General features: G+C 47.4%; 19 protein-coding genes. 12 read left to right on the top strand and 7 right to left on the bottom strand.

Translation table 11 applies throughout. From position 1 onward, the window contains the following. Positions 1-14: 14 nt before the first annotated feature. Complete coding sequence (locus DFQ00_RS28880; RefSeq protein ID WP_146236200.1) at positions 15-275, bottom strand: hypothetical protein; 261 nt, start codon at positions 273-275, stop codon at positions 15-17. Positions 276-313: 38 nt separating this feature from the next. Between DFQ00_RS28880 and DFQ00_RS29605 the strand changes: the two genes are divergently transcribed. From DFQ00_RS29605 to DFQ00_RS20380, 6 genes are all read left to right on the top strand, one after another. After that, positions 314-1,075 carry a hypothetical protein gene (locus tag DFQ00_RS29605; protein ID WP_174812236.1) on the top strand — a complete coding sequence of 254 codons (762 nt, stop codon included), beginning with the start codon at positions 314-316 and terminating at the stop codon, positions 1,073-1,075. Positions 1,076-1,690: 615 nt separating this feature from the next. Continuing rightward, positions 1,691-2,149 carry a GNAT family N-acetyltransferase gene (locus DFQ00_RS20400; protein WP_110898327.1) on the top strand — a complete coding sequence of 153 codons (459 nt, stop codon included), beginning with the start codon at positions 1,691-1,693 and terminating at the stop codon, positions 2,147-2,149. Positions 2,150-2,771: 622 nt separating this feature from the next. Continuing rightward, positions 2,772-4,136 carry an amino acid permease gene (locus DFQ00_RS20395; RefSeq protein WP_279630425.1) on the top strand — a complete coding sequence of 455 codons (1,365 nt, stop codon included), beginning with the start codon at positions 2,772-2,774 and terminating at the stop codon, positions 4,134-4,136. A 447-nt stretch (positions 4,137-4,583) separates the two neighbouring features. After that, positions 4,584-5,849 (top strand): WXG100 family type VII secretion target, encoded by a 1,266-nt coding sequence (locus DFQ00_RS20390; RefSeq protein WP_110898326.1) that lies wholly within the window; start codon positions 4,584-4,586, stop codon positions 5,847-5,849. 17 nt (positions 5,850-5,866) lie between these two features. Beyond that, the gene (locus DFQ00_RS20385; RefSeq protein WP_110898325.1) at positions 5,867-6,133 is read left to right on the top strand and encodes a hypothetical protein; all 267 of its coding nucleotides are present in this window, start codon (positions 5,867-5,869) and stop codon (positions 6,131-6,133) included. A gap of 262 nt (positions 6,134-6,395) precedes the next feature. Continuing rightward, complete coding sequence (locus DFQ00_RS20380) at positions 6,396-8,150, top strand: methyl-accepting chemotaxis protein (protein WP_110898324.1); 1,755 nt, start codon at positions 6,396-6,398, stop codon at positions 8,148-8,150. 118 nt (positions 8,151-8,268) lie between these two features. On the opposite strand, the gene DFQ00_RS20375 is transcribed toward DFQ00_RS20380, so the two are convergent. Further along, positions 8,269-9,174: a LysR family transcriptional regulator gene (locus DFQ00_RS20375; protein WP_110898323.1), complete on the bottom strand. Its 906-nt coding sequence runs from the start codon at positions 9,172-9,174 to the stop codon at positions 8,269-8,271. Between the two features lie 139 nt (positions 9,175-9,313). On the opposite strand from DFQ00_RS20375, the gene DFQ00_RS20370 reads away from it, so the two are divergent. Beyond that, entirely contained in the window at positions 9,314-10,354 is a 1,041-nt protein-coding gene (locus tag DFQ00_RS20370; RefSeq protein WP_110898322.1) for a 2,3-butanediol dehydrogenase, read from the top strand. Between the two features lie 213 nt (positions 10,355-10,567). Here the strand turns inward: DFQ00_RS20370 and DFQ00_RS20365 are convergent, their stop codons facing one another. Further along, positions 10,568-11,086 carry a GNAT family N-acetyltransferase gene (locus DFQ00_RS20365; protein ID WP_110898321.1) on the bottom strand — a complete coding sequence of 173 codons (519 nt, stop codon included), beginning with the start codon at positions 11,084-11,086 and terminating at the stop codon, positions 10,568-10,570. 178 nt (positions 11,087-11,264) lie between these two features. Then, positions 11,265-12,032 (bottom strand): helix-turn-helix transcriptional regulator, encoded by a 768-nt coding sequence (locus DFQ00_RS20360; RefSeq protein WP_110898320.1) that lies wholly within the window; start codon positions 12,030-12,032, stop codon positions 11,265-11,267. Between the two features lie 204 nt (positions 12,033-12,236). On the opposite strand from DFQ00_RS20360, the gene DFQ00_RS20355 reads away from it, so the two are divergent. From DFQ00_RS20355 to DFQ00_RS20335, 4 genes are all read left to right on the top strand, one after another. After that, complete coding sequence (locus DFQ00_RS20355; RefSeq protein ID WP_110898319.1) at positions 12,237-14,570, top strand: glycoside hydrolase family 127 protein; 2,334 nt, start codon at positions 12,237-12,239, stop codon at positions 14,568-14,570. A gap of 877 nt (positions 14,571-15,447) precedes the next feature. Next, positions 15,448-16,179, top strand: a complete 732-nt coding sequence (locus tag DFQ00_RS20345; RefSeq protein WP_110898335.1) for a hypothetical protein — start codon at positions 15,448-15,450, stop codon at positions 16,177-16,179. 12 nt (positions 16,180-16,191) lie between these two features. Next, positions 16,192-17,880 (top strand): VWA domain-containing protein, encoded by a 1,689-nt coding sequence (locus DFQ00_RS20340; protein WP_110898317.1) that lies wholly within the window; start codon positions 16,192-16,194, stop codon positions 17,878-17,880. 46 nt (positions 17,881-17,926) lie between these two features. Then, positions 17,927-19,066: a toxic anion resistance protein gene (locus DFQ00_RS20335; RefSeq protein ID WP_110898316.1), complete on the top strand. Its 1,140-nt coding sequence runs from the start codon at positions 17,927-17,929 to the stop codon at positions 19,064-19,066. An 88-nt stretch (positions 19,067-19,154) separates the two neighbouring features. Here DFQ00_RS20335 and DFQ00_RS20330 read toward each other — a convergent pair whose 3' ends face one another. The 3 genes from DFQ00_RS20330 to DFQ00_RS20320 all read right to left on the bottom strand — a co-directional run bounded on the left by DFQ00_RS20330 (position 19,155) and on the right by DFQ00_RS20320 (position 21,935). After that, positions 19,155-19,766, bottom strand: a complete 612-nt coding sequence (locus tag DFQ00_RS20330; RefSeq protein ID WP_110898315.1) for a hypothetical protein — start codon at positions 19,764-19,766, stop codon at positions 19,155-19,157. A 272-nt stretch (positions 19,767-20,038) separates the two neighbouring features. Further along, positions 20,039-21,076 carry a cupin domain-containing protein gene (locus DFQ00_RS20325; RefSeq protein ID WP_110898314.1) on the bottom strand — a complete coding sequence of 346 codons (1,038 nt, stop codon included), beginning with the start codon at positions 21,074-21,076 and terminating at the stop codon, positions 20,039-20,041. A 283-nt stretch (positions 21,077-21,359) separates the two neighbouring features. Next, the gene (locus DFQ00_RS20320; protein ID WP_110898313.1) at positions 21,360-21,935 is read right to left on the bottom strand and encodes a hypothetical protein; all 576 of its coding nucleotides are present in this window, start codon (positions 21,933-21,935) and stop codon (positions 21,360-21,362) included. Between the two features lie 381 nt (positions 21,936-22,316). Between DFQ00_RS20320 and DFQ00_RS20315 the strand changes: the two genes are divergently transcribed. Then, complete coding sequence (locus DFQ00_RS20315; RefSeq protein WP_110898312.1) at positions 22,317-23,336, top strand: ABC transporter substrate-binding protein; 1,020 nt, start codon at positions 22,317-22,319, stop codon at positions 23,334-23,336. Positions 23,337-23,419: the final 83 nt, after the last annotated feature.

Here is a 23,419-nt window from a genome sequence, read left to right as displayed (position 1 = left end):
CATGGGGCGCTAGGTTATCTTTCCCCTGCTCGTTTTGCGAAGAAATTTACGGACAAATCCGTCGCGTAAGTGTCTACTTTCTTGACATAGGTCCAAAGAGACAGGGTATAGAGGGGACATAGAGGATAAAGGGAAAACAGAGCAGCAAGCTGCCTTACGTGCAGCGAAAGCAGCAGTTGAAGAACAACAGCAGCGGTGTAAACAGAAACAGGAAGCTCCCGTAATAAAAGGGAATCCGGTTCCGCTGCTTGTTCCAAGCGCAGATCATTGTCCATGGTGCGGCAGTTCTTTCATCAGCTTAATCAATATACCTGTGAACCATCCTGCGCTTCAGACCATTGACTGGAATTTTCAACAGCTTGATGTGCAGACCTGTCTGGTTTGCAGCAGCTACAGTGTAATGTATATGGAGATGAATGAGTCGGGTCATCCCATCTGGAGTAGATACAATGTGAAGCCGGAGGGATTCGATGACATAGGTGTGGAAGAGATAAGGGTGAATGTATCCGGGCTTGTATCAAGTACCTTGGATGACTTGAAAGAGCTGGGTGGACAGGGAAAGGCTCGGAGCCAGAGAGAAGCACAAGAGCTGGAACGAGTGCAAGGGCAGGGACAAGGAGAAGAGCTTGAACGGGTACAAGTGCCAGTGTCAGAACAGATACAAGAGCAAGACCAGGTACAGGTACAGGTACAGGTAAAACCTGAAGACCAGGTACAGCATGAGCATCAGGTGCGGCCAGAGGTGATGGATCAACAGGCGCAGCAGCATGAACATCGGCATCAACAGGCACAGCAGCAGGATCGGGTACAACGTCGTTTGTTCCATATTGCTGAGAAGCCGCGCCAGCCTTTCCATGGCAGTGAGTGGGCGATGGAGCCTTCCATCTCCCAGATTGGAGGGCACCCCAGCTGGGTGCAGGATGCAGACTATCCTGAATGCCCGGTTTGTTCGACTACGATGAAGGCGATCGGTCAGCTGGATGGCGAGTTGATTCAGGAGTATGGCGAAGGTGTCTATTATATGTTTGTTTGTGAGCCGTGTCAGATGACTGCCGTATCGTACCAGCAGTCCTGAGGTCGTGGCATGTGAGAGTGAGCTGCCTTGTACCATCCCTTGTACCAGCCGCTAAACTGCTTCCTATGTCTATGCTCCATTTCTAACGATCACAGGAAGCCTTATTAAGCTGTTTTAGACGGTTTCTAGATTCTAACGATCCGTAGAAACGCTATTTCGTCGGAATGGGTACTTTTTTACGTGAATATGCCTGTTTTATATGTAATAGCGTCGCTGAGGATCGTTAGATTTTTTGGAGGCTATATTCAGCCCCAATAAGGTCTCTGGTGATCGTTAGCGGCTTATGGGATTCGTTGATGTGACGTGGGAGCGTCCATGTGCAGCGGGAGCACTAAGCTGGTGCATACTGCACAATGTAACCAGTATCGAGCATCATATCAAACCGGTGAATAATAGCGAGCGAGTGTCCAGCCATCCTATAATCCTTCACTAAGCCCGATGGAGGAGCACCACGTCAATGTCAGAACTACGGGGCCTACCTGCACCGCCACTTTTATTCTAGTTCCAGCCATCCTCATCTTTTCTTGTCACAAAACCTGACATCGTTGTAAGATAAGTTATTGATGTACCTCTTGGAGAGGTGCAATTAACAATATGTTGGCAGGAGTGAGTATGATGGAGATTAGAGTGGATGATCTCAGCGGGGATCAAGTAAAAGCACTAATTGCGGAGCATTTGTTGGGCATGGCAGCGGATTCGCCGCCTGAAAGCATACATGCGCTGAATCTGGACGGTCTCAAGAAGCCAGAAATTACATTCTGGTGTGCATGGGAAGGGAACGAGCTGCTTGGCTGTGGAGCAATCAAGGAGCTTGATGCGGAGCACGGTGAACTGAAATCCATGCGTACAGCCGCTGCTCACCTGCGCAAAGGCGTAGCCCGCCGCATTCTTGCTCACATTATTGAAGAGGCCACGAAGCGTGGATATCAACGCATCAGTCTGGAGACGGGGTCAATGGACTCTTTTATTCCGGCACGCAAGCTTTACGAGGACTTTGGTTTTGAATATTGTGAGCCGTTTGCTGATTACATCCCTGACCCGAACAGCGAGTTTATGACGAGAACGATTGGATAATTGGATAAGAGTAATATGCGGATCAGATTTTATCAATCTATGTTTCTATACGCTAGCCAGACAGCGCCAATGACCTGTAGACAACAGCCTGTATAAAAATATTTAGTAAACCAGTCCCTCTGATCAGGGAGGCTGGTTTTATTTCGTTATGACGGACTGAGCGCCTCTCTGCCTTTCAGTCCGTCTACAGGGTTGTATGTTCCTCTGTTACGTCAGTATGTTGGTGTATATGCTTGTCAGTGCGTATGTGGTTTGTCTTTGTGTACATACAGGAGGGTCCTTTTTCACAAAATTAAGCGGAGCTCAGATTATCTTTTCTCCAAGTCAGACCTCAAGGAAGAAAAATGAAACATTTGATACAGTTCATACCGTGAAAAAAGTGATAGAATAAGTTTCGGAATGGGAACGCTGTGACGCATCAAAGAAAGGGAAAGCGCACTGGGCTGCCTGCCGATTACTCTGCACTTTTAAAGGGTATAAATCATAGGCATGATCTATGCTTGGCATGATTTGGCCTGATGTAACAGATGGGCTGATTCGAGCATGATAGGGTATACTGGAGATTATGTTATGAAAAAATAGACAAGGTTAACACCTGTTTTGAACCTCAGGAGGATTTCAATTGGCTCAGACTCAGACGGAAGAATCGTTACAGAAAAAATTAAAACCCAGACACATCACATTTATGGCGATGGGGGGTGTCATCGGGACAGGGATCTTTAAAGGCAGTGCAGGCACCATTGGACTTGCAGGCCCAGGCGTTATTGTGACGTACATTTTCGCTGGCCTGCTTCTGCTTGTAGTCATGGCGGCAATGGCCGAGATGGCAACAGTATACAAAAACAAAAATATGAAAGACTTCGTACAAGAAGCGTTCGGCAGCAGAGTTTCTTTTATAATGGGATGGATGTATTGCTTCTTGTGGTTATCGGTATGTGTTATCGAAGTTATTGCCGCAGGCAGCTTCCTGCAATATTGGTTTGCGGACGTGCCACTGTGGATGCTCAGTCTGTCCTGTGCGGCCTTCATCATACTTGTGAATTTGCTCAGCGTAGGTGTATTCGGGGAATTCGAATTTTGGCTGGCTGGAATCAAAATTGCGATGATTATAATTTTTATCGTACTCGGGGCGGGGCTGATCTTTGGTATTATTCCCAGCGAGAACACACCTTATCTGCAAAATTATACGCAAGCGGGCGGGTTTTTCCCGAATGGCTGGGGCTCTATTTTCTCAGCATTACTTGTGGTTATGTTCTCCTATGGGGGATCGGAGCTCATTGGCCTGACCTTAACGGAGACGGAAAATGCGGAGAAGGTGATGCCGCGAATCGTCGGTAATTTTATGTTCAGAATTATTTTGTTTTTTACACTGCCGATTCTAATTATCTGCGGGCTTATTCCGTGGAACGAGATCGGGCCGGACAGCAGTCCGTTCGTGCAGGTTCTTGCGTCTACGGGTCTGCCGGGTGCTGCGCATATTATGAACTTTATTCTGGTAACGGCGGTGCTGTCTGCGGCTAACTCGGGCATCTACGGTGCATCTCGCATGATGCATGCCATGGCTGTCGGCGGGGAAGCACCCAAAGCACTTGCAAGGACCAATCGCAACGGTAGTCCAATCAACACCTTGTTGGTGTGTACGGTAGTTCTGTTAGGAGGGTCCATGCTAGGCTTGTTTGCCCAGGATCAGCTGTTTAAAGTGCTGCTTGCTGTTCCCGGATTTGTTGTCATTCTGGTCTGGATCTGCATAGCAGCGTCACAGCTCAAATTGCGCAGGAAGTATCCGGTACAGCCTACCTTCAAGGTATGGGGATTCCCGTATATTACTGGAGCGGTTGTCGTGATCCTCAGCGTTATCGCTGTCATGTTTGTGTTTGATGAGGGCAACCGATTCAGCATCAGCATATGCCTTGGTGTGCTTGTACTGCTGACGATTTGGTCATTGATTCGATTCAGAAAAATAGAGAAGCATACCTCGGGACGTTAAGTGAAGTAAAGAACTGATCCTGAATACAGGGGACAGTACACCAAGTACACCAAGTACACCAAGTACACCAAGTACACCAAGTACACCAAGTACACCAAGTACACCAAGTACACCAAGTACACCAAGTACACCATACGGTTAACAAAGTGCACAACGATATAAATGAGGGTAGTATATATTTTCTAACTCTTCAAAGGATCTCGGCGCTTGCGCCGGGATTTTTTTATAAATATAGCTAGGGCGTGAGCGAGGATTTAGGACGTAAAGACTGTTACAAATAGGACGTTTTGGGGGTAATAGGGACTAATACATTGAGCCGTGAGTCTCTACGAAAATAAACCTGATCCATCTATAATCAAGTATCATAAGCTGGAAGGAGGATCAAGCCTTTATAGCACGCTAGTTTTTCGTATAACAACGAAATACATATTCAGATCGAGGTACGACATGACGACGATTAAAGTAACCCCTGATCAACTGTTGTCGGTTTCGAAGCAGTTTGCAGCAGCACAAAGTCAGATTGCGCAGATGAATCATATGTTGAAACAACAGCTCTTCGAGATTGAAAGGCAATGGAACGGGAGCACCAAGGAACGGTTCTATGCAGATTTCCTTGCGGCACAGCGAGTAATGGATAACTTCAGTTCACTATCGCTATCCATTGCCAAAACGCTTGAAGGGCATGCTGAAAAATTCAGATTAGCGGATCAGCAGGCTGTCCAGGCTTATGATGCCAACTGTGTACCCCCTCCACCGGAAGCATGTCGTGCTCCTGTTGCTGACAAGCGTAACTTCTTTCAAAAATCAGCAGACAGTTTGGCAGAGCTTGGCACAGCCTTTATGCAGGCCGCCGATGATCGTTACCAGAAGCGCTATGACAGTGTGGGTGGATTTCTGGATTATTGGACCTTTGGCATTCCTAGCGGATTGGTTGAAGGATACATGGATCGGGCGAATAAAGCATTCGACTCACCGAATGATACCGCCAATTGGCTGACCCTTGGCATCCACGGTACAATCCGTGAAGCGATATTCCCGACAAATGCCTGGTCGAGCGAGCACTGGGCCAATATGATGGGCATGGGAGGCATGATGGTCGGAGGCGGGATGACCGCCAAGATGATCAAACCGCATAAGTTGCTGACATCATCGGGCGGTGGTACTAAGATTGGTGCGTTTAATCGCCCGCCAGAGATAGGGAAAAAGGCAGAAGACTATCGTCAAATTTCTTCAGAAGGATTGAGAAATGAAACTGAACTAACTAAAGCACAGAAAATAGAACTGGTTGCTTATGCAAAAAAATTAGATTTTCCTGAGGATAATATTGTATTTAGGGATAACTGGAATACAGGTATGATGTATGACAGGTTATATATAAATACGGATGTACTCCCCGGTGATTCTCCAGGAATAGGAACTACAAGTGCTAATAGCCGTGTCACGGGTAAGGCAACCATAGCTCATGAGATTGTGGGACACTATGAGGCATATTTAAATGGGAGAGCGTTCAAACTTTATGATGTCGACTCTGCAACCTATTCAAGAAATTTTGCTTTAGATGAAGCTCAGGCTAGCATTAGGGCTGCCAGATTTGCCCCGGATTTGACATCAACTGAAAGATTAACGCTATTGCGAGACGCAATTACAAGGCTGAAAAACAGTGGGCTGCGCATCAGAGAAGTTAAGGATGAGCTATTTATACAAAGCAGATAATTGGAGGAGAGTCTTATATGGAAAAATTAATGGAGGTCGGGGATGTTTTTGAATCCAGTAAAAATGGAACCATTATCGTTGGGAATGACCCTGTTCCTACATCTGTAAGTCAGATTGGTAACAATATTGTTCTGCAAATATCTGAACATGAAATGTTGCATCTGCGAGTTGTTTCCGTTCAAATATCAAACTCTCCAAATGATAAAAAAATGGTAGGTATATGTTTAGGTAAATCGATCAGGCCCGAAGATATCCCCGTAGGTTCAACAGTATATCTCATTTAACATTTGAAATGTTGACAAAACTCCAACAGCTGGAGTTTTTTTTCTTTCCTAATATCTAAAAGGACTGCCTCACGAGTCTTTAATAATCCCCTATCAGCCAAAGCTACCACCACGATGGTAGCGTTTTTTTGTTAAGCCAATATTTTCTTGCCTAATTCGACAGATTCGTATACTATTTTCCCATACTTAGTGCTTCAAACAGTTGTTTTTTGGGTAGTGGCTAGTCGAAAAGGCTTGGGTCACGGGGAGGAAGAGGGAGCGGATGATCGGTTTTTTCAGGAAACGTTTGGTTGTGCGTATTGCGGCTATTGTCACACTGGTCATTGCGGTTATCGCCGCCGGAAGTATGCTGGTGCAGGTCGCTAATGTGAAGCTTGCTGCACAAGGAGCTATTTCAAGTTACAATATCCAGATTGCCCAAAGTTATGTGAAGCAGCTGGATACAGCATCGTATTTGCAGTTTGCCAAGGACCCCAAGGAAAATGATCAGTACCTCCGCATTCGGGATGAACTCGACGATTTCCGTGTACGGATTGGTGCGATGTATGTATATTTCGTCAAAATTGACGATAAAGGCACGCCCCTTATGATGGTGGACGGCATGAAGGATGCTGATAAAGCTTCAGCAATCAATGAAGTGACGGATATTCCTCCAGATGCTGTGCAGAAGCTGATCCAAGGGGAAACCGCAAGCTCACCAATTATTAATAATGCTGAGTATGGTGACTATATTTCCTCCTATGCCCCCATTCTGGATAGCAATGGTGCTGTAGCAGGAGTGATCGGGATTGATACAGGCATCTCTGTTATCGGAGGCATTGAGTCTGAAATTTTGAAATCGAGCCTTCCATTCTACGTCATTCTTATGCTCGTAACACTTGTGGGGATTGCTGTGGTGATGTGGTTTATTGTCAGAGGATTACGCCCTCTTCATCCGCTCAAGTCAAGTGTGGAAAAGATGGCACAGGGCGAGCTTGCCGAGGCCAATCACATTTTGACAGCCTATCGTTTGCGAAGCAAGGACGAGATTGGAACAACTTATCAAGCGATGATACATATGTCCGGTAATTTGAATGAAATTGTAAGTAATATGGTGGGAGGGGTCGCTACAACGACTGAATTGTTATCGGAATCCACCAAAGAATTCAATCGAAGCACCGAAGAGATGCTTGCCATGAGCCAAACAGTAGATCGAGCTGTAGAGGAGATCAGGCAGGGCGCGCATACCCAGAAGCAAAGCGCTAGTGATAGTGCACATGCGATGGAGGAGATTGCAAAAGGCATTAACGATATCTCTGAATCATCCAATGTTGTGTCCGATGCAGCAACAGCGGCATTGGCTACAGCAGAATCGGGACAACAGCGTATGGCAGTGATGAAGAAACAGATGGAAAACATCTCTGAAGTATCTGGGGAAGTTACCGCCATGGTGCAGGTGCTTAATAACTATTCTACTGAAATCGGTGGTGCGCTGCATACAGTGCGGGATTTTGCGAGTCAAACCAAGCTGCTTGCGCTGAATGCATCCATTGAGGCCGCACATGCAGGAGAGCACGGGAAAGGCTTCGCCGTGGTGGCAGAAGAAGTGAGGAAGCTTGCTGAGGCCTCCAGTTCATCTATGGAACGAATCGCTGATCTGTTACTTCGTATTGAACAGGAATCACTGCAGATCGACTCTCGAATGGGGGTCACTGCTCAGGAGATTGGTCAGGGTGTGATATATACAGCCGAGGCGGAGCAGGCATTTTCGCAAGTGGTGGATGCATTCCAATTGGTCACCAAGCGTATTCAGGAGGTTTCTGCTGCAGCGGAGGAGATTACAGCCGGGTCAGAGGAGGCTGCTGCTGCTGTCAACACGATCTCACAGATTTCGGCCGGAGTATCCGACCATTCAGATGAGATTTATCGTTTGATGCAGGAGCAAGCTGTGATGTTCCGTAAGGTAGCGGATACGTCTACAATGCTGGAACAGCAAACCCATGAGATGAGTGAAGCAGTACAAAAAGTAAAGGTATAGGTTGTGCTGTTGAACCTGGAACGAAACAAGAAACTGGCAAACCGGCAAAAAGTGCTCCGTCCCTAGTGGCAGAGTACTTTTTTTGCTGAGATGTTCGCTACCGGTTTCCTTCTCTATATTACAGATGGCCCAGTTCAATGGCCTGCCTGAAATGACGAGCAAATTGCTCTGCCGCAGCCGCAGCTTCTCGTGATTCGGTCTGCACAAAGCCGATCTGCATTTTAGGCTGCTGAATCTCGGTGATTTCAATCATCTTCATTAAGCCTTCCTTCCAGAGCGGGTGCTGATGAAAAGAAAAGTCGTGGCCGATCGTAGCAGCAATATTGTTATTTAATACCGTGCTGATGGCTTCAGAATTATTGGTTTTGAACAGAATGGACAGAGATCCGTATTCATAGATAAAATCCTGCAAAAAATCTTCAATGAAGCCGTCCCGGTACAATGCGAGCTTGTGTTCCTTTAATTGGTCGGGGGTGACGCGTGTGTATTTTGCCAGCTCGGACAGGTGATGGGCGCATACCACAAGCTTGCTGGAATACATCGACGTAAAATGCAGTCCATCCAATTCACGCAGCTGTTTGGCATATATCGCAATAAAGCCGAGATGTGTTTTGTTCGTGCGGATATCCTCGATAATCTCCATGGAACCCTTTTCTTCTATGGAGAGCCTTAGTTGCGGATGATCCCGCTTCATATCGGCAGCCGATTGCACGAGATAAGGCATCACACTTGGAAAAGTAGCGACGTGAAGATCGCCCGTCAATGTAGAGGTGGCGGCGTTTAGAGATTTCAGTTCATCCATTCGTTGCAAAATGTCGAGCGCCTTAGCGACAAATTGTTTACCTTCGGGTGTTGGATGTGTACCTTGTCTGGAGCGTTCAAACAGCACAAGACCCAGCTCTTTTTCCAGACGATGGACCGATTGACTGATCGCAGATTGGGTGACATGAAGCTGCTCTGCCGCTGCAGAGAAGGATTGGGTTTTCGCGATTTCAACGACATATTCAAGCTGTTCCAGATTCATGTGCTGCCTCCTGATAAACATTAGTTTAAGTAATGTTAACATAAGTATCTATAAATATGAATAATAGGTGAACAGCGATATAATATATAGACGAGCAGGATATTCTTTAATTATCAACTGAGAAAAGGGGTTGAAGAGGATGAAAGCAGCAGTATGGTACGGTCACAAGGATGTTCGTGTGGAAGACCGCGAGGTACCGGTTGCTCAGGAGGGTCAGGTTCAGATCAAAGTTGAATATGCCGGAATCTGCGGCAGCGATTTGCACGCATATCATCACGGTGTAGGAATTCAAGAGGGAGAGAATCATCCGCTCTCAGGACAGAAAGCGCCGTTAACACTAGGTCATGAATTTGCAGGTACAGTCAGCGCTATAGGTAATAATGTAAGCGGTATCAATGTGGGGGATCGCGTAGTTGTAGAGCCGTTATACCATTGCGGAACCTGTGAATATTGCATCCAGGGGAAATATAATCAGTGCACACAATTCGGATTTGTTGGGTTGAACGGGAACGGTGGTTTTGCTGAATATGTTGTCGTTGAAGCCTATATGGTGCATCCGATTCCAGATAACGTATCCTTTGAAGAAGGGGCGCTTGTTGAACCGACGGCAGTGGCATTTCATGCGGTCCGTCACAGCAAGCTGAAGGTGGGCAATAAGGTGGCAGTATACGGGGCAGGTCCGATTGGTTTGCTAACAATTCTGTCAGCCAAAGCCGCCGGGGCTTCCGAAGTGTACGCTGTCGATGTATTTGAAGATCGCTTGACACTGGCGGCCAAACTCGGCGCAATCCCGGTAAACAGCAGCAAAGTGGATGCAACAGAAGTTATTTCGCGGCAATCGGGCGGTATTGATGTTGCATTTGAAGCAGCTGGTGTGCAGCCGACGATGGACAGTGCTGTTTCAGTGATCAAAAAAGGTGGGGAAGTTGTCGTGATTGCGGCTATTCCGAACCCGCTTCAGGTAAACTTCTTCCATATGCTGGTGAAAGAGGCGAATCTGACAGCAACACTGGCTTATCGCCACATCTTCCCTGAAGTTATCTCGCTGATCGCTGAAGGAGCACTCGATGTGAAGCAGATTGTGACCAAGAAAATTAAACTGCATGATGTCGTACAGGATGGGCTGGAACTGCTGATGAGCGACAAGAGCCATGCGAAGATTCTGATCGAGATTGGCTAAAGATAAACAAAGTCGAACCTAGATGTCTAGACGAACATTCAAGGTTTCGTAACCAAACCAAGGACTACTCCCTTCATGTCATCTAACGATGATAGGGGAGTAGTCCTTTTTTTTGCTCATCTCGCTCATTGCTGAGGCTGTGTAGCTTAACTTGAGCAGGCTGTCTGTCAAACAAAAAGCGAGCTATATGTTGTAATTGAGCCAACGGATACATCACTCACCTATGTCATAACGATAACAGATCGCATTGCCCCCGCTGCTGACAGAGCTGAATTCGGTGTCCTCGACAAACCCAAAACGTTCATATAGCCGGATCGCGTTCAGCATCTGCCCTCCGGTATAGAGATACACTGCAGTTTTCCCCATCTCTTTCGTTGATTCTACACATCGCTGGAGCAACTTGCGCGCTATACCATGTCCCCTCCAATCGGGAGCAACACCCAGCAGGCGAATAAATGGATAATCAATGGGCAGTTCAAAGTTGGGATAGGCTTTATGTGCGGTCTCGAAGAGCTGAACCGTGCCAACAATCTGTTCGTCGATCCTGGCGATCCATAACTCGGTCAGGTGCGGATTGTCTACGGATTCCCGGATGTCCTTCACATAAGCCTCCCATCGTTCTGATGGTTCAAACGTGTTTTGATACTCGGCATAACTGGCAGCCAGAATATCAACAATTTCGTCGTGGTCAGCCGGAGTTGCCGGCACAATGGTCATGGCAGCCGTTGTCATTATTTAATTTCTCCTTTTCTTATAAGCTAAGTAGGAAATGTTATTTGTTTTGCATTATAGCATAGCGCAGTCCAGCGAACATATTGGAATTTTTTATAAGTGGTTTTAACTTTTCTATAACGCTTCCTAAATCTATGACACACGCAGGGCTGTACTCGTTGGAGCTATTCTTTCCTGTTTATAAACGATTCAACTGTGTGCTGTACAGATGGTTGCGATATTCGGTTGGCGTATTCCCCTCGTGCTGCTTGAAGGTTCGCAGAAATAACTTGTAGTCATTAAAGCCGCATTGGGCAGCAATCTCCTTTACGCTGGCATTTGTATTCAGCAGCAGCCATTTGGCCCGGCGCATACGCTCGGTGAGAATGTAGGCTTTGAGACCGATCCCTTTTTCACGCTTCACCATCTTGGAGATGTAATCCTTGTTGAAATTAAAATGCTCGGCAATCTCACTAACCGTCATATTCGTGTGCAGATGAATATCTACCCATTTACAGATATGATCCACGATAGCATTGTGTGGGCGATAGTCGGTTTGCAGATTACGCTCCAGCTCCCTGAGAAGCAACAAAGCGGCGGCATCAGCCTCTTCCGACGAGAAGGAGCAGACATGCAGCAGCTGCTTGAAGAGCTGGTTGGCCATTGAAGGAACCTGAATGCTCGAATGGGGTGGAAAAGCGCTAAAAACGCCCGGTGCTGCGCCGTAATGCATCCAATAAAAGCTGACAGGAGCATCGCTAACCCGGTATCCATAATGCGTACGGCCCGCCTTCAGAAACAGCAGATCATGAGCACGTACAACGTATTTTTCCTCATCCTCCGCAATGTACATCTCACCTTCCAGCATTAAAATAATTTCGTGAACTGGCATGCTGCGCCGCATATGGCTCCAGTTGCCCTCCGATATGAATTTCCCGCACAGGTAGTGCTCCACTGCTTTTGACATAGGACGGATTTATCCACCTTTTCTTGGATTCTGAGTCTGATGTAATTGTAGTTTATTTGATAATATGAGGACATTCAAGGCTAGAGTCTCGATGCTCAGGATAAAGATGACCTGATAAGAATCACGGATTTTTACCCTTTGTGTGCAGATGGACTGATCTGATCATTTGATAAAAATAATGCATATCTCAAAGGAGCGAGCCGCATGATTAATACGAAAAAAGGGTTTCTGGGCCCCGCACATGTTCATTTGCTCGAGGGTCCGTTTCAAACGTCACAGCATACCGGGGAGCGTTATTTGTTATCGCTCGACATCGACCGTTTCTTGGCTCCATGTTATGAAGCACAAGGGTTAACACCGCGTAAGGAACGTTATGCAGGCTGGGAGGCGCGCTCGATTAGCGGTCATTCTCTGGGACACTACATGTCTGCGCTTGCAGTGACTTACGTGGCTACGGGCAATGTCACATTGAAGCAAACGCTTGATTACGCTGTGAATGAGCTGGCTTCCATCCAAGAAGCTACAGGGAGCGGATATATCGGCGGTTTGTCCGAGGAGGCTTTTCACATTGCGTTTCGCGCGGAGCATATCGGAGGCTTCAACATCGGTGAATACTGGGTTCCCTGGTATAGCGTGCACAAGATCTATCGTGGTCTGATTGATGCTTACCAAATGACAGGCAACAGGCTGGCGCTGGAGGTCGTTACACGTTTTGCGGATTGGGCAGTGGAGGGGCTGAACACCATGACCGAGGAGCAGATTCAGACGATGCTGCTATGTGAGCATGGCGGGATGAACGAAGTGTTTGCCCAGCTGTACGGGATAACAGGAACCCCAGCCTATTTGAAGGCTGCTCATCAGTTTACGCATCAACTCATACTGGAGCCGCTGGAGAAGGAGCGGGATGAGCTGCAGGGTCGGCATGCCAACACCCAGATTCCGAAAGTCATCGGTGCGGCTGAAATTTACAATCAGGACCCTGTACAGACGAAGTATCGGACAGCGGCTCAATTTTTCTGGGATACGACGGTGAAGCATCGTTCTTATGTATTTGGTGCAACGAGTATATCGGAGCATTACGAAGCGAAGGGCATGGAGAGCCTTGGCATCAAAACCGGGGAGAGCTGCTGTACCCACAACATGATGCATCTGACGAAGCAGCTATTTGCGTGGAGCCCGGACAGTGCCTACATGGACTATTATGAGAACGCGATCTATAACCACATTCTCGGCACGCAGGACCCGGATACGGGAAACAAAACGTACTTTGCCTCCACCCTCCAGGGCCACTACAAAATTTACGGCACACGTGATACCGCTTGGTGGTGCTGCACAGGGTCAGGTATGGAGAACCCAGGCAAATATGCGGAGGCCATCTATTATGAGCATGAGCGAGACCTGTATGTGAACCTGTACATGGCGTCGGAGCTGGACTGGGCATCACAGGGGTTGACCTTAAAGCTGCAAACCGACTTCCCTTATTCGGAAAAAGTAACCCTGACGATCACCGAAGGCAGCGCCTCGGCTCATCTCAGATTACGCGTACCGTCCTGGCTTCAGGAGCCGATGACGGCAACCGTTAACGGTGATGCGGGTGAGCCATACACCCGGCTCGAACCCGGCTATCTGTCCATCGACCGCATCTGGACCGCGGGAGATGTCATCACGATCACGCTACCCATGGCGCTGCGTCAATATACAGCCAGGGATGATGCTCACAAGGTAGCGTTCCTGTATGGCCCGATTGTGCTTGCTGGTGCGCTTGGCAGTGAAGGGCTTCCCGAGGATACGATTATCGACGAAACCGCATTGAATCCGAAGACGGCCAGTGTTCCCGTAATTCGCACCGAGGAAGAGGATGTGCGTAGATGGATCAGGGTTGTCGATGCGGGCAAGCTTATGTTTGAGGTGAGCGAGGAAGTAACATCCACCGGTGAAGCGGTGAGGCTGATCCCGTTCTATGATGTGCATCATGAGTTCTACACCGTGTATTGGCCGCTGAATGATGAAGGCGACGCGGTGGAAAAAGCATTGAACGACATGACCATCGACAGCGTGCAGCCGGATGGACAGCAGGATGAGATCGGGCATCAGCTTGCGAGCAACTGCCTTGGAGAGCATTATAACGGCTCAAGCACAAACGGTCGCAACAAGCTGTATATGTGGCGTGAGGCATACGGTGTGAAGAACGCGGCGTTCAGTTATCGTCTGGCTGTAGACCCGGTCGCTGTGAATGTCTTGTGCGCAGCCTATTGGGGCGGGGATTATCTGCATTTTGAGCGTGAAGGGGTGCGGTACGAGAGGGTTTTCAGCATTTTGGTGGAAGATGTCGTTGTGGGTGAGCAGCGCATTCATATGAACAAGATCGGTGAGGCATTCTATGCGGCTTATGATATCCCGGAGGAGGTTACCCGAGGCAAGGAACATGTGACGGTAACATTCAGGGCAATCGGTGACAACGGCTGCGCCGGGAAAGTAACAGAGGTGCGCACAATGCGGAGCAGACCGAAGGGTTTGAACGTGATCACGATGGAATAATTTCTGGGCGTAGTCCTGTTAGGTGGCTTGAGCGACACTTGAAGCTCTTACGATCCGTACAGACCTTATTTGGGCGTATCAGGCCCGTTGAGAAATCTGACGATCCCCAGCGACGCTATTTGGGCCGAAAGGGGAAAAAATCAACGAAATCACACCTCAAATGTTGAAATAACGTTTCTCAGGATCGTTACATGTTGAGATGAGCTGAAATGTACCCGATAGCGTCATATTAAAATATCTATCCATCAACGCGCACAAAGGCGAAATGCGCGAGATCTATCCAGGCTGCAAAAGACGAAAGGGGAGGTAGTGCGCCTTTTCGTCTCTTTCGCATGGGGTATTGGGGGAATACATACCCTGTGTGTTGCATCATTAGACATCCCACTATGTACAACGATATGTGACTCGAAGTCTGGCTCAAATTCTTCTTGCACTTGGACTTGCCCTGAGCTACAGCGATAAGTCTTATATAAAAAATGACACGAATTTCGGCCTTCCACGTATTACCGAATAATCGTATGTACTCGGCACTTCTGCCGTGCCGTTAAGTTCACAAGGGTTCTGCAATCATTCTAACCCGCAATTTGCAAGGCCTGTTCTGCGTTGTCCCTGAAAAAGATAATGGGATAAGCCCAAGGCACGTATATTAGGGTATACATATCCACCTTTTGTTGATAACGATTCCATCCTGCATGACATACAACATGCTTCCATCTTCCACATTCTACCCTGCTTGCAAGAATCAAGATTTGTAGCTTAATTTCCAATCCTATCCACCTGAGAGCGCTCACATCATGTACAATGAGAAGATGAGGAACAAGGGATATATAAGATGAAATGCTAATATCTAACATGAAAGGAGGTCGGATGATTGACCATGACCAGGTACATACAATTTTTTGGACTCATCCTCGGCATTGTGGCAGCGAACGTGCTGGCCTTCTCTCCAGGTTTTGTCGGATTGGGATTTGGCGAGAGTGCGTTCCAGACAGCCCTTTCCGTAACCTTGCTGTTTGGCAGCGTGTTGGCGCTGTTCTATGGCAGCTACACGTTGCTGTTCAAGCAGCCAGTTGTTTTACCCGTGAGACAGATCGAGACCCATGAAGATTACGTCGAGGCGCTATCTTTTTACAGACGCATCAAAGTGCTTGAAGAGGATATTACACTGGGTCTGTCTCAGCTGAGCCGGATGAAAAAGAAAAAAGAGACCCTGATGAATGTGCTCCATCAACGGTTTGATCCCGGCGAGCTGAGCTTCAAGAAATTTGCCTCCGTCACCGAGGAGGTGGAGAAGCTGCTGTATCTGAACATTCGCAGCATCTTGAACCGCCTGAATGTATTTGATGAAGCCGATTATGCCAGCATGATGAAATCCAAATCGGTGAATCTGCCGCAGAAGCTGTTTCAGGAAAAAACGAAAGTGTATAACGATTATCTGACTTACGTCAAAACTTCACTGCACACCAATGAAGAAATTTTGCTCAAGCTGGACCAGCTGCTGCTGGAGATTTCACGTCTGGACAGCTTTGAAGCTGGAGATATCGAAGAGATGCCTTGTATGCAGGAGATTGATCAGTTAATCAAGCACACCAAATTATATAGACAGTGAGGGGATGAACGTATGGCGAAGAAGGGGAAGTTTTTTTTCATATCCATCATCATGCTGGTGCTGGTGTTTGGTCTGGTCTATGCCGGGATCACGCTAACATCCAACTTTGGTAAAACGTCCACACAGGTCACGACTGAAAATGCAGGTAAGGAGCTTGGCAAATTATACGCGGACATCGCACCGGCCACGGCTGAGCCCGTCAAGGGACAGATTGATCTGGACCCGGTGGATGTGGCAGAATCGTTGCCGGACATTTCGAAATTCCAGATTACCGTGGAGAATACCACGAATGATTATGTTGAGATCTTCTCATCTACCGAGAAATCAGGCAGCGGAGTCGATGGCTGGTTGACCGAGGTAGGGAATGCATTTAACCAAGCAAACATCACGATTGGCGGCAAAGCCGTGTCGGTCAAAATTCGCAACATCGCTTCGGGTACAGCGACAGATTATATCAAGTCCGGCAAATATGTACCTGATGCCTTCACGCCATCTAATGAGCTGTGGGGTGCGATGGTGGAAGCGAGCGGAGTGAAAGCCAAGCTCATCTCCAAACGGCTTGTTGGCAATGTGCCGGGGATCGTGATCTCCAAAGCCAAATATGATGCGCTCGTCAACACGTACGGTGCCGTTAATGTCAAAACTGTGACCGAAGCTATTGCCAACAACGAGCTTGCGATGGGGTATACCGATCCTTTTGCCAGCTCTACGGGGCTTAACTTCCTTGTAACCGCATTGAACACGTATGATAGCGCTAATCCGCTTGGCGAGAAGGCAATTCAGGGCTTTGAGAAATTCCAGGCCAACGTGCCTTTCACTGCATCCACGACTATTCAGATGCGCGAAGCAGCCAAGTCAGGCAGACTGGACGCCTTTGTGCTGGAATACCAGACGTATGTGAATACAGCTGATCTCAAGAGCGGATATGTGTTCACACCTTTTGGCGTAAGACATGACAGCCCGCTGTATGCGCTGGGTCAACTGCCACAGAACAAACAGGAGATCATCCAGAAGTTTGCGGACTTTGTGACACAAGCCCAGTATCAGAAGAAGGCGGAGGAGTTCGGCTTTAACGGTCTGCAGGATTACAAATCCGAGCTGGCCTCTGTGGATGGTGGCACACTCTTGTCCGCACAGAAGGTCTGGAAAGAGAAGAAAAACGGAAGCAAGCCGATTGCAGCTGTATTTGTCACCGATGTATCTGGAAGCATGGACGGCGAGCCGTTGAATCGACTCAAGGAATCGCTCCGCAAAGGCCAGAAATATCTTGGTGCCGACAACAGTATCGGGCTTGTGTCCTACTCCAGCGGAGTGACGGTGAACCTACCGATTGCGAAGTATGATACGAATCAGCAATCCATGTTTGTGGGAACGGTGGACAGCTTGCAGGCGGGCGGAGGTACAGCTACTTTTGATGGCATCGTTGTGGCGATGAAGATGCTGGAGGACTATAAGGCCGCTAATCCTAACGTAAAACCACTGATTTTTGTCCTGAGTGATGGCGAGACGAACGAGGGCCATACATTGAAGGATATCCGGGATCTGGTGCAGACATATCAAGTGCCGATCTATACGATCGGATATAATGCCGACATCAAAGCGCTGGAGAGCATCTCCAGCATTAACGAGGCAGCCAGCATTAACGCGGACACCGACGATGTTGTCTACAAAATCGGAAACCTGTTCAACGTACAGATGTAATCACACATGGATGGATGTTAATGATAACGAAAAGGGGGAATAGCGGATGTCATTTACGATGGAGATCCCGAGCCAGAAAGAAATTCAGAAAGTCATTGAGGAAGAGATCAAACCCGTGCCCGCCGAGGTAGCGGAGCTGCAGCAGGTAGCGAGTTCCAATGTAGAGATGATTATGAATCTGGACCTGGAATCCCTGGAGAAGCGTAAAGAAATTTTGCAATCCATTGACGGCTTTGGCATGAACACGATGCGATCCTCCTCGGAGAAAAACGCGCTGCTTCAAGTCTCCGTTGGACATCTGTCCAAGACCGGAGACGAGGGCGGTCAGGTCGCCAAAGGCTTGACCGAGCTGCACATGCAACTGAAGGATCTCGACCCGAGTGTCGTCGATTTTGCCAAAACCGGCTTTCTGGGCAAGCTGTTCAACCCGCTGCGCGCGTATTTCCTGAAGTATCAGAAAGCCGACGCCGTCATTGCCGATATTGTCGTTTCACTCGACAAGGGCCGCGCCACGCTGCGCAACGACAACACCACACTGGAGATCGAGCAGCAGAACCTGCGCGAGCTGACCAAGCGGCTGCAGAAGGAGATTCAACTGGGCATGCTGATGGATGAATCCATTGATAGCCAGATTGAAGCAGCCAAGGTTCGCGGCGAAGACCCCGAGAAGGTACGTTTTATCACCGAGGAAGTATTATTCCCGCTCCGTCAGCGAGTCATGGATCTGCAACAGATGCTGGTCGTGAACCAACAGGGCATCATGGCGATTGAAGTGGTCATCCGTAACAACAAGGAGCTGATCCGCGGGGTGGATCGTGCGAAAAATGTGACCATCTCGGCCCTCAAGATCGCCGTCACCGTTGCCAGTGCGCTGTACAATCAGAAGATCGTATTACAGAAAATTGAACTGCTGAATCGTACCACCAATGATCTCATTGCCGGTACTTCCAAGATGCTCAAGGATCAAGGCACCGCAATCCAGAAGCAGGCCTACGAGGCCAGCATCTCGGTGGACACGATGAAGCAGGCGTTTACGGATGTGCTGTCCGCACTCGACTCGATCTCTGTCTACAAGCAGGAAGCTCTGCCAAGAATGCGGGAGACGATTGGTCAGTTCCGTGAGCTGGCGGAATCCGGGGAACAGCAGATTCAGCGGCTGGAAAAAGGCCAGAAGCTTGGCTTGTGATTCATTCAAAAGAATAACAAGAAAAAGCAACCATTCCCTAATGATTAGTTAAGGATAGTTGCTTTTTTGCAATGAATGCATATTGCGATTACTCGTACCCAATTTTAACAGCATAAGCGTACAGTGACTCAGTAACTTGGTTTGTTATAATACCAGCGGCTTGAATTTTAGCATTACCCTTTTGAAGTATGGTGTAATTTACTTTGTTTTTGGAAACGGCTTGTTGGTAGAGAATATAACCTTCAAGCTGCATATAAGTTCCCTTGATAAAGGAGGCATGAATTTTTTTGATTTCTGGGTTGTTAGACTTGATTAATTTTGCTTTGGAGACGAATTTGGTATAATTCGGAATCACCGTATTCGTAAATTTAAGAAACAGCGATTTTCGATTCGCTGATGTTGCTTCAGAATCCATACTTCTCAAGGAATCAAAGGCTTTAGACTCATATGGCTCGATAGTAAAAATCTGATCAAGATATTCTTTTAATTCCGCTCGTTCCTGAATAAACTCATCTGCTGCCTCAGACTCTGACTCCTCTGTTAAATCTTCACCAGCCTGATTCTCGTCCGAAATATCATCCTGATTTGAATATGTAGAGATTTCTTCCTTGGCAGCATGGGCATGAGGAGCAGGAAAGAGAAGCGCCCCTCCGAGCAAAATGAAACTGGTCATGATGGAGATTATATGTAATTTTTTCATGTGTATTTTCACCTCCCCTGGTCATATTTTTACAAGTAACTCACATTGCAACTCCTGTAAATAAGCATACGTTTGATCAATCTGAAGATAATCAGAGCCATGGCTTATCCTTTCAAGTATACATGAAACCGAGTGTGATCTGGTGGAATTAAATTGAAAAGAACGGTTGACCCCCGTATGATCGGGAATCAACCGTTCCTTCGCCTTACCTTGTTCTCATCATGGAGCGATTGTCGCAGAAGAGGTATTGCTGCGTTTACTTATTGCCGGCATCATTTTGTCTTGTGCTTATCCGGTGCAATAAACAGTGTATCATCGGGAAGCTGTTCAGCTTCCTCGCGAGTTATGCCCAAATTCGTAGAAAGTACGTCCACCGGATTTCCTGCGATCCACTCACTGAGATCAATCGCCTCATAATGCCCGTTGTTGAAGCCGATGAGTACACGGCAGACATCCTTGCCCGTATTTTTGATATAGTGACCTGCTCCCATCGGAGCATAACCGATATCCCCGGCTTCGAACTGCTCGGTGACAGCCTGACCTTCTGCGAGGAATACCGTCATTTCGGCACTGCCGCTAATGTAGTACTGCCACTCATCCGCGTTGGGATGCCAGTGCAGCTCCCGCAGTGCGCCTGGCTGCAGCTCAATTAGTGATCCGGCCATCGTTGTGGAGATCGGGAAGTCTTCCACCGTTACCGTACGTTGGGTACCGCCGCCTGGTGCGCGGCGTGGCTGTTTGGCGTGCAGCGGGTAACGGTGAGGGGTGGTCAGCTCGGAGTTACGACGATAAGTCGCTGAAGAGGAGCTGTCATCCGGCACCGGGCCTTTGGCAAAATAGGCTTCACCCTGATTGAGCTTGGCGGCCTGCTCTAACGTAATACCGAGGTTCTGAGCAACAACAGCGTCTGGTGTCTGGGTCAGAAAATCAGTAATGCTGAACGTGTGATCCTCCGAGAAATCCCCATTGTCAAAAATAAGAATAAAGTGGCATTCATCTGGCCCCAGTCCCTGAATCGAATGACCATAACCGCGCGGGAAATACCATACATCTCCGGGTTCAAAGGTATCCGTATACGAATGACCGTCCGGGTGAATAACCGTTGTGCGACAGGAGCCGCTAATCACATAGGCCCACTCGGCCGCATTTGCATGCCAGTGCAGTTCTCGCATGCCGCCTGGCGCAAGGCGCATGGATACACCCGCAATGCCAATGGAGGCAGGAAAGTCATGAACCGAAGCACCACGGGTAATGCCGCCGGGACCGGTACGGGGTTCTTTTTGCTCTAGACGATATTTGAAAGACTTCATTTGCAATCCTCCTCACCAATAAGATGAATAAGTATGTGTAAAAAGTGTAATATCCACTCTATATATTTAACCAAATATTGGATTATTATGCGTGTTTAATAAAAAAATAATACGAATGCTTCGTAATGGCCTAATATCCGTTGGTGAATCTGAAGGAATACATCATTTATTGCACAGCAGGGAGGAAGCTAGCGGAGATCTGCAAAAAAAAGGTAAGGAGGCTGCAAACAGTCCCCTTACCTTTTCCTTGATTATCAAATTGTTGGTAAAGCAACGGATATCATTAAAACTCATATCCCAGCTTTTCTGCGTATGCCTGAACATCTTTAAGATACTGCTCAATCGCTTTCTTACCTGCGGAAACCTTGTCATTTCCCTGCTTGAGAAGCGTGTTGTTCACTTTTGTTTTGGAAACCGCCTGTTTGAACAATTGATAGGCCTCCAGCTGTGTGTAGCTGCCTCTAATCAATTTGTCATGGATTTTTTTAAGCTCCGCATTTTCCGGCTTGATTTGCTTTAGCATGGAAACATATTTTGTGTAATTCGGAATAGCGGTATTGTTTAATGTCAAAAAGATAGATTTACGATTCGAGGATGTAATATATGTATTTCCGCCGGTGGCGTTCAAAGCTTTTTGTTCATAAACACCAGCCGCGTCCAGTGCATCCATATAATCCAGAAAATCCTGTTCATCTGCTGTCAGTTCCTGTTCTTCCTGGTTGATCGTCTCTTCCGAGTTTCCCTCATCCGAAGTCACAGTTGTATTGTTCGCTGCCGAAGCGTAATGCCCCGCTGGAACAAATACGCCGCCTAACAAGACGATGCTCATCAGAAGTGATAGAGCCCAATTCTTTTTCATAATAGCTGTCCCCTGTCTCTATAAATGTGATTTTATACCAAGGGATAATCTAACATATAAGCAGGGTGAAATACAGGAATTATTTAGAAAAAATAATCATATTGAGTGCTAGGCATAGCTCCTTATTACGCATGCAAGGGAGGGTTAGGATGCATAATCATAAGTGACTATGAATAGCTTACGAAAAATGAATAGTCTGGACTTAGATGATATAGATTGATTCAAAGCACCTTTAATCCAGGCGGTTCCTGAAATATGGAATATAGAATAACATCATGAATGTTTTACCAAATTAAAGCTTGTCTAAATGAAAATTCTCCATTACAATACAAATGATAATGAGATTCAATATCATTTAGATAAAAAGGGGAGAGCCGATCCATGCTTCAATTCAAGAGAAAATTATATATTTATGCAGCCCTCATTCTTATGATTTCGCTGCTGGCTGGCTGTGCTTCCGGAGGATCAGGCAGCACCAATACAGCAAGCTCTGCAACAAGTGGTAACAGCAGCACCGAAGGCAGCACAGAAAAGGATACCTCCGGCAAGGCAGCAGATGAGACACGGGTGATCAAACATGCGATGGGCGAGACCCAAATTAAAGGAACTCCGCAACGGATCGTAACACTGTTTCAGGGTGCGAACGATGTGGTTGTTGCTCTCGGCGTGAAACCGGTGGGTGTCGTTGAATCATGGGTTCAACAGCCGGTCTATGAATATCTGCGTAAAGATCTAGATGGTGTACCTCAAGTTGGTCAGGAATCCCAGCCCAATCTGGAGGAGATCAATAAGCTGAAGCCGGACCTGATTATTGCAACAAAGGTCAGAGATGAAGAGATTTATGATCAGCTCTCTCAGATTGCGCCTACCATAGTGACAGAAACGCTGTTTGATTGGAAAGAAACGCTGAAGCTGGTTGGCGAGTCTCTGAACAAAACAGAAGAGGCTGACAAGCTGCTGGCAGACTGGGAAACACGTGTAGCTGACTTCAAAGAGAAGATGGGCAACCGTCTCCCGATCGAAGCGACGATTACCAACTTCAGAGCGGACCAGGTTCGAATTTTTTACATGGGATATGCGGGGAAAATTCTGAAGGAGCTTGGCTTCACAAGACCAGCAGGGCATGATCAGGATACCTGGGGTGTGCAGCTCGCTTCCAAAGAGAACATTCCCGATATGAATGCGGATATGATCTTTAATTTCAACTCGGGTACAGATACGGCTGCGATTGAGAAAAACTATAAAGATTGGACGAGCAGTCCGTTATGGAAAAACCTTGATGCAGTGAAAAACAATCAGCTCTACCAGGTGGATGAGGTTGCCTGGAATATGGCGGGCGGATATACGTCAGCCAATATGATGCTGGATGATTTATACAAGCTGTTCAACCTGAATAAGTAATAATAGCAGCAGGACCTGCCATGCACCAGAACATTCGCAAGCGAAGTGGATGGGCAGGCGGGTCCTTTTTCATTTTACAGATG

It is taken from the genome of Paenibacillus barcinonensis (assembly GCF_003217495.1).
Lineage (GTDB): Bacteria > Bacillota > Bacilli > Paenibacillales > Paenibacillaceae > Paenibacillus > Paenibacillus barcinonensis.
Note: the sequence above shows the minus strand (reverse complement) of the source record. Positions and strands in the feature narration are given on the sequence as shown.